Here is a 7,383-nt window from a genome sequence, read left to right as displayed (position 1 = left end):
TAGACATAGAGTTCTCCTGTTTTCTTTAGTGTAGAACACTTTATAAATTCTGTCTAGTTTAGTGTAACCGATTCAAGCTCAACTTCTTCATATTAAGGCAAGTGAGCTTCAAGAAGAACACCCCCATCTGACTCTCTATAAACAGCTCAACAAGACAAACAAAAAGAAGGTTATGAGTTAACTCATAACCTTCTCATGGAACAAAAAGTTATCCCACTATTTTCAGTTCATGTCCTTGACAATGTGGCTCTATCAGCTGGACATGGTAATGGTATCTGGGATGAATACGAGACTAAGGAAGTCTTCACAGACAAGGAACACCTCTACGATGTAGCTACTTGGATTGATGGCCATTCGATGGAACCTGTCTACCAAGATGGGGAAGTCGCCTTCATCCGAGAAGGAGGCTTTGACTACGATGGAGCAGTCAAAGCCGTCGCATGGAATGAACAGCTTTACATCAAGAAAGTATACCTTGAGGATAATGGCTTCCGCCTCGCCTCCATCAACAAAGATTACCCAGATAAGTTTGCATCCGCAGGGGATGAACCAAGGATTGTAGGAAAAATAGTGGGACATTTTATGCCTATAAAAGATATCTAAAACTATTAAACTTATACATAGTTCATCAAGTAAATTATTTTTTAATCATTTTTATACTTTTTAAATAACACCCCAAATACTAACGATAGCACAGTGATAGATGCACCAATAATAAAAAGATTAAAGCTATTGTTAGGATTTAATGCCACTGAGAAAAAACCAGTCCCAATAGGCATAAAAAGAATAGCTACTGTAAAGATAATGCCAAAGACTCTACCAAGAAACTCATTATCTACGTCTCTTTGAACAATAGAGAAAAATTGGATATTAAAAATGGACAGAAATAAACTAAATAATGCTGGAGAAAGAGATAGAACAATAATGTTATGGAAGATAGAATAGAGCGGAGTAGATAGCATTAGCATCAGACCCGAACAAGCCAACAAAAGCATTAAACGTTTACTTGACAAAGCTTTATTGACAAAACCACTTGATATTGCTCCAATAAATCCACCAATTGCTTCTGCTGTTAAAAATGTTCCATAAAGGCCATCTGAAATTTCTCCAAACATTTGATTACTATAAGGTAATAATAAATTATAAGCTGCTAGAAAAAAATTAACTAAGGCAGAGAGAATGATAATAATAAATATTGGCTTGTGGCTGTAAACATACTTGAACCCTATTTTTAAATCTTTAAAGACTCCGCCTAATGTCATTTTCTCCTTTGTGACCACTTCTTCATTAACGGGTACAATGAAGAAAATCAGAGATGCAGCAATGAGAAATGAGAATCCATCTAATAATAATACACCGTGTATGCCCAATATATTATATAGGAAAATGGCTACCATTGGAATCGTTACTTTGATTACAGTACTTGTTGTTTCTAGCAATGAATTAAGTTGGGAGATACTATCTTTTTTTACAATTTCTTTCGTAAATGCCTTATATGATGGCCCAGAAAATGCACCCATAAAAGCCAAAATAACATTGGTGATGACAATCGCATACACCAACCATTGTTCTTGAGATATGACTGAAAGTACTATACAGGCAATCCCGCATAAGATATTAGTTCCAATGATAATTTTTTTCCGTTTGAAGCTATCAGCAATAACCCCACCAAACAAATTAAATAGAACACCTATCACGCTTTCTAATAATTGATAGATTGCAACCAACGATAGTGAAGATGGATTTAGCCCAGCAAGAAATGTATTATTCGCAAAATCGAACATGATATCTCCTATACGAGAAATCATCCTACTAGATACAATGGATATGATATTGTGACGTTCTTCTCCATTCATTTTATTCTCCCAAATCCGTATCTACATATTTAAATTTTTGAGATATTTGCTTAAGATCATCCAGTCTTTTCTCAAATTCACTATTATTCTTGCAATTAAATTGAACCAACATTGAATTTTCAACTATGTTTTCAGATACTTTAGAGTAGTCGTCAAGTTTAATAAATATGTACAATTTGTTTGCCCAAGACAATTCTTTTTCATCAGGTATCTCGACAACCTTGCCTTGTTTTCTATATAATGCAAACGTTGCTGAGATACTAGTCGGTCTAGAAATTTCCTCAGAGTAGTCTATCTCTTTTAATACATATGGATTAGTCACAATATCCCAGTACTCTGCTATTATATCAACTCCATAACTATCTTCTATCAACTTAGGAATATCTCCCCCTCCAAATCTTTTCCCAACTTCACAAAAGACTGTTTTTCCAGTTGATAAATCAAAGAACCATTCAAAATGAAAAGGGGTAATTTCAGAATCGACAGAAAAAACGTCTAGAACTTTATTGCATTCTTCCATAGCCGTCTCTATGTATTCATCATTGCTATTGTATAATGAACTAGTCCTTACAAGATAATATCCACTAGAACTTAATGTATCTAACAATAGTTCCCCATATTCATGAACATAAAAACGCTTAATTTCATTTCCAATTGAGTAGCCATCACATGTAATCATCTTATCAATTTGAATACACTCTTCTATAATGTAGTTTTTTTCAAAATAATCTGTAGCAATCTTCTCGTTCCGATAAATCTTTTTGATTCCATTGCTAGCAGCTCCATTTCTAGGTTTTAATATCCCTACAGAAGATACACAGTTATCCCAAAAAATACGTAAATCATTCTCTGATTCCAAAAGTCTAAAATAAGGTTGATTTACTACTCCAACCAAAAATGAACGCATTAAATATTTATCCTTAAATAATAAATTAGATAGAGAGCTAGTATTACTTTCTACAAAATGATCATTCAAAAAGCCTGCAATATCCATATCCTCCTCACTCAATGTGGTAATGCTGTCAATTTTGGTACTTTTACTAATTCTTCTTACTTCCAATACAATATTTGGAAGTGTAAAATCCTCTAAAAATATTACTTTAGGTAGTTGATGTCCTTCATTAGAGTAATCATCATATTTTTGTTTTTGATTTTCAGGTGATATAATAATAACATCTTTACCATACAAGTAATCTAATTTCGCAACTCGAGCAGAATATCTAAATAATACTATATGCATAATTTGACCTTTCAAAATAAATTTATTTTAACAAATTTGAACTACTTCTTAGTTCTATAGTTGGGAGCATGTGCTATTGATTTATCGAATCTATTAAGAGACTTTAGAATTACATTTCATAGCTAAGTTTCATAACTCTACTATCTTCCAGGAAAATATGTATTTTCAAAAAAATCTTTTATCATATCCTCATGTTGTTGATTCACTAGTGATATTCTCTTGATTTCATCATAATTAAAGTATTTCAATTCCAATGTCTCGTCATTATTGTAATCTATACTAATATTACAGTCTTCGGAAAAAACCTCGTATAAGATAGTAATCACCTGAGCTTCGTCTCCATTGGGATAACAATCTGTATATTTCGTATAAACATTTAAAAGCTTCAAAGGTTTTATCTTGAGCCCAGTTTCTTCATAATACTCTCGAATTAACGCCTCAGATGCTGATTCTCCTAATTCAATTGCACCACCTGGTAATCCCCATGTCCCTTTATCACTTCTTTTTTGTAATAAAATTCGTCCACAGTTCTGTAATATTCCACATGAAAAATTTAAAATAATTTTATCATGTCCAACTTTTTTTCTTATATTTTTTATATAATTCATCACTTTATCCTTTGAAGTTATAGTCAGTTACCGAAATTTTCTCCATGATACCAAAATATTCTTTCGGTATGCCATGTGTTTGATAAAAATATTCCCAATTCGTAATATTCATATTTTTATTACTTGAAATACGATGATTCAAGTCGATCTCCACTTTGTGTATTTTCTCGCTAAAATAAATATCTGAATTTATTGCAATATTATAGAATTCGATAAATATTTTATAAAAGTTAATCAAATCATCACTAGAAATATTGCAATAATATTTCGAATAAATGAACAATCTCTTTATTTTACGAGAAAGCTCACTACCAACCCCTTTTGCTGTAGGATTTATACCATTATCAAATAAAACAGAAATAGTAATGAAATCATTCAATATTCTATGAATATTTAGCTCACTCAAATTTACCTTTTTTAACATTTGATAACAGAAACTGTATTTTTTCCTTTGAAAAATATATTCAACTTTTTCTCTTATAATGCCAATTCTTTCTTGAAAAAATATACTGTCAAGTTGTGAAATATTTTTTTCCATATTAGTATCTACTAATACAAAACTTCCAATAACGACCTTTTCGTTATAATAATCTGTATATACTCTTAAATAATAATGCTTTCCTTCAATACTAGGTATCTGAGCTGATTTCGCATTAGGAGTAAAGCAAACCTTTCTTTTATAAGCATTAAAATATTCTCCTAATATTTCAGGCACTTCAATAACCAGTTCCTGTCCAACAATCTTTGAAATCTTTGTTATTATATCTTCGATTTCACAAGCATGATTCCTTCTTTTATAATTTTGTAATGTAAATGTCAATTGACTATTTAAACATAATGGATTTGTTAAGTCCAATTTGTTTAAATTTCTTATGCAAAACTGTTTTTTCAATCCTTTATCAATAGTGAAATTAATGAAATACTTATCAGTATCTAGAAAAGGACTAAAGGTGAAGTAACTTCCATTATCTCTAACGAGAGCACTGCTTGGTAATACTGTATATGTTTCAAATTCTGAAACTATGCTTTCAAAAATCTCTTGATCATCTATGCTTTCAAATAATATATGCTGCATAGTACTCATATGAGTATCCCTTCTTTTTGATAATAATCCCAAACTTCTGGCCAAAACTTTTCCTCTTTATTACTTAAAAGAGCAATCTCTGAGTTATGTATATATCGTCTTGGATGTACTACTGTAACTTCTCTATCCAAAATTTTTTCAAAAGCTTCACACCTTAATAGATCAAAATAGTTGCTATAATCTTTACTAAATACTAAATCAAATTTGTTGGCTGGAAAGTCCATATTAAAACGTGAGGGAAAATTTTCTGGTCTCTCACCACTTATAATTGTTATTCTATTAGGGTACTTTTTTGCAAAATAATTTAATGCTTCCATTCTAATAGCTACTGGTAACAACTTTTTAGTGAAATTTTTGTCGCACTCCTTATAGAAAGAATTAAGTAATAAATCATTAGTTGGAATTATTTGTCTCCTTATATCAGAGTTTTCTAGACACATTATTACTAAATTATCCCATTTTGTTAGAATTTCTTCAAAGAAATATGCATGACCTTTTGAAAAATAGTTGAATCTTCCAAACGTGATAGCGCATTTTTTGTCAATTTTCATAATAAAACAACCCCTCTCCTATCATTTCCAATTTAAATATTCTTTCTATAGATTTAGAAATTTCATTTAGACCTTTCCCAAACTCCTGACGTACTTTTATTTCTTTCTTAGACAAAATAATCAAAGGAACATCCTCATACGAATGGAACGGACTACCATCTAATGGGTCATTCCCATGGTCAGCAGTAACTATAACAATATCTTCATCACCAATATTTTTCATGACATCATATAATCTATCAGATATTTTTTCTAAAACATTAGCTGCCTTTACAACATCTTGTTCATGACCTGCTAAATCTATCTCTTGTATATTACAAAATATAAAACATTCCTTTTCTAGATTTACCAATTTCAAAGTCAGTTCATCCATAATTTTCTGCGTCTCAATCCCTGTATAATTTATATCTGGGTTTCCATCTAAGTTAAACATTTTTCCTACTTTACCTATCAATTCGATATGTATATTATTATCAAGTAGTTTTTCCAATAAATTTTTTTGTGTAGCTTTTTTTCCATAATGTTTTACCTGATAATTGTCATTATAAATGTCCAAAGGTGGTATACATAGGAAATTATAACTTTCCCCTAGATAACTTCGTGAAATTATTGCAGTATCATATACTCTTTCCAATACAATTTCATTCCCCCACATTTGAATTACTCTAGTACAGTTAGAAGTCTCTAGCAATTTATAAGCTAAATCATCCATATCAAACTCGTTTAAATCAGGCTTCGTCAACCAAAGTATATTTAAATTCAAGCCTGGTTGACATTCTCCATTATTGCCAATGACAAATTTATTCCCAACTGTAATGACCCCATTTTTAAAATTCATTTTCCCATATTTTGATAAAAATGATAGTTTATTATATAAACGGATATCGATAAATACTTCCTGCACGTCAATCTGTGCATCTATCATCTCACAATGTCCCAAATACGAATCGGGAATTAAGGTTGAAGGAGTTATGTAAGTGCTCACGATATTTATATCATTAAGAGTCCTGAATTGAACTTTTTTACTACAAATATCTAAATATTTAAATATATTGTCTGATTCAGTATGCTTTAAAATCCGATTTAATGTCCCAAATGATTGTTCATTCCTCAGCCCCAGTGCATCTAAAACTAACAAAATTACTTTCATAACAATTACCTCTGTTTCATCTATATGGTCAAACCAGAATCTCAATTCTAGCAGGTGATTTATCTTGCACCTGCTAGTTCTTATACTGATATAAGTCTTTAGAGACTCTAAAGACTTAGGTATACACCTAAGCAAATTACCCACCAACAATAATGATAATATCCATCACCAAGATTGAAATCGACAAAAATTTTGAAATTTTCTTCATAATCGGACTTCCTTTCAGTTTTTATTTATTGTACAATAAATAAAATCTGAGTTAATTTTTGTTGAGAAAGTGGGAAAAATATGAAATCAAAACTTGGTGTCACACTCAGAAAAGTTCGTAAAGGAAAGCAAATTAGTCTGTGCTCCGTGGCGGATGAGCACCTTTCAAAATCACAAATATCTCGCTTTGAACGTGGAGAATCAGAAATATCTTGTATTCGACTAATCAATATTTTAGACAAACTACACATCACTTTGGATGAGTTTCTTATTTTACATGATGAAGACTATACCAATTCCGAAACATTTGCTAACCTGGTACAGTACATTCGTAAACAGTACTCATCACAAAATATCAATAATATAGCATGTCTACTTTTCCAACATCAAAGATATTAGTTGTATTTTATTAGTTGAACTACTGTATCATTTGATTTTCTGCAACACTCAACTTGTTGAGACAGGAAGAAGATACGAACTGCGGTAATGCTTAATGTCTAAAGAACCAATGATTTTTTTAATTCTACAATTTTTACTCATTTTATTGAATCCCCTTTCATTCCTTTTATTTAATCTTATCATATATAAAATTTCCTGTTAATTATATTTGTATTTGTGTATTTTTTGATTTTTTTAATTTTAAAATTAAAAATGTTGCTGTTTATGACTAACTTTTGTACAATGAGG

The 7,383-nt window shown here is 30.8% G+C and carries 8 protein-coding genes and 1 pseudogene; 2 read left to right on the top strand and 7 right to left on the bottom strand.

Annotated features, from left to right (window positions below; all coding sequences use genetic code 11):
* Positions 1 to 195: 195 nt before the first annotated feature.
* Entirely contained in the window at positions 196 to 603 is a 408-nt protein-coding gene (locus ACERC8_RS09505; RefSeq protein ID WP_373659645.1) for a S24 family peptidase, read from the top strand.
* Between the two features lie 41 nt (positions 604 to 644).
* Here ACERC8_RS09505 and ACERC8_RS09500 read toward each other — a convergent pair whose 3' ends face one another.
* From ACERC8_RS09500 to ACERC8_RS09470, 7 genes are all read right to left on the bottom strand, one after another.
* Complete coding sequence (locus tag ACERC8_RS09500; RefSeq protein ID WP_373659643.1) at positions 645 to 1,856, bottom strand: MFS transporter; 1,212 nt, start codon at positions 1,854 to 1,856, stop codon at positions 645 to 647.
* 1 nt (position 1,857) lies between these two features.
* Complete coding sequence (locus ACERC8_RS09495) at positions 1,858 to 3,111, bottom strand: acetyl-CoA carboxylase biotin carboxylase subunit family protein (protein ID WP_373659642.1); 1,254 nt, start codon at positions 3,109 to 3,111, stop codon at positions 1,858 to 1,860.
* A 125-nt stretch (positions 3,112 to 3,236) separates the two neighbouring features.
* The gene (locus ACERC8_RS09490; protein WP_373659641.1) at positions 3,237 to 3,704 is read right to left on the bottom strand and encodes an NUDIX hydrolase; all 468 of its coding nucleotides are present in this window, start codon (positions 3,702 to 3,704) and stop codon (positions 3,237 to 3,239) included.
* 4 nt (positions 3,705 to 3,708) lie between these two features.
* Positions 3,709 to 4,821 (bottom strand): hypothetical protein, encoded by a 1,113-nt coding sequence (locus tag ACERC8_RS09485; protein ID WP_373659640.1) that lies wholly within the window; start codon positions 4,819 to 4,821, stop codon positions 3,709 to 3,711.
* Positions 4,785 to 5,339 (bottom strand): hypothetical protein, encoded by a 555-nt coding sequence (locus ACERC8_RS09480; protein WP_373659638.1) that lies wholly within the window; start codon positions 5,337 to 5,339, stop codon positions 4,785 to 4,787. Before ACERC8_RS09480 ends, ACERC8_RS09485 begins: the two co-directional genes overlap by 37 nt.
* Positions 5,329 to 6,489 carry a hypothetical protein gene (locus ACERC8_RS09475; protein WP_373659637.1) on the bottom strand — a complete coding sequence of 387 codons (1,161 nt, stop codon included), beginning with the start codon at positions 6,487 to 6,489 and terminating at the stop codon, positions 5,329 to 5,331. The genes ACERC8_RS09480 and ACERC8_RS09475 overlap by 11 nt, the downstream gene beginning before the upstream one ends.
* A 136-nt stretch (positions 6,490 to 6,625) precedes the next feature.
* Positions 6,626 to 6,697 (bottom strand): SHP2/SHP3 family peptide pheromone, encoded by a 72-nt coding sequence (locus ACERC8_RS09470; protein ID WP_373659646.1) that lies wholly within the window; start codon positions 6,695 to 6,697, stop codon positions 6,626 to 6,628.
* 80 nt (positions 6,698 to 6,777) lie between these two features.
* Between ACERC8_RS09470 and ACERC8_RS09465 the strand changes: the two are divergent.
* Positions 6,778 to 7,092 (top strand): annotated as a pseudogene (locus ACERC8_RS09465) (helix-turn-helix domain-containing protein); the annotation flags it as partial.
* Positions 7,093 to 7,383 lie beyond the last annotated feature (291 nt).

The sequence above is a fragment of the Streptococcus sp. E29BA genome (assembly GCF_041807805.1).
GTDB classification, from domain to species: Bacteria; Bacillota; Bacilli; order Lactobacillales; family Streptococcaceae; genus Streptococcus; species Streptococcus entericus.
This window is presented reverse-complemented; position numbering and strand designations above follow the sequence as displayed.

Excerpts from the sequence above, each read along its gene's own strand:
- ACERC8_RS09480 (WP_373659638.1), bottom strand. The coding sequence starts at position 5,339 with ATGAAAATTGACAAAAAATGCGCTATCACGTTTGGAAGATTCAACTAT.
- ACERC8_RS09475 (WP_373659637.1), bottom strand. The coding sequence starts at position 6,489 with ATGAAAGTAATTTTGTTAGTTTTAGATGCACTGGGGCTGAGGAATGAA.
- ACERC8_RS09505 (WP_373659645.1), top strand. The coding sequence starts at position 196 with ATGGAACAAAAAGTTATCCCACTATTTTCAGTTCATGTCCTTGACAAT.
- ACERC8_RS09490 (WP_373659641.1), bottom strand. The coding sequence starts at position 3,704 with ATGAATTATATAAAAAATATAAGAAAAAAAGTTGGACATGATAAAATT.
- ACERC8_RS09500 (WP_373659643.1), bottom strand. The coding sequence starts at position 1,856 with ATGAATGGAGAAGAACGTCACAATATCATATCCATTGTATCTAGTAGG.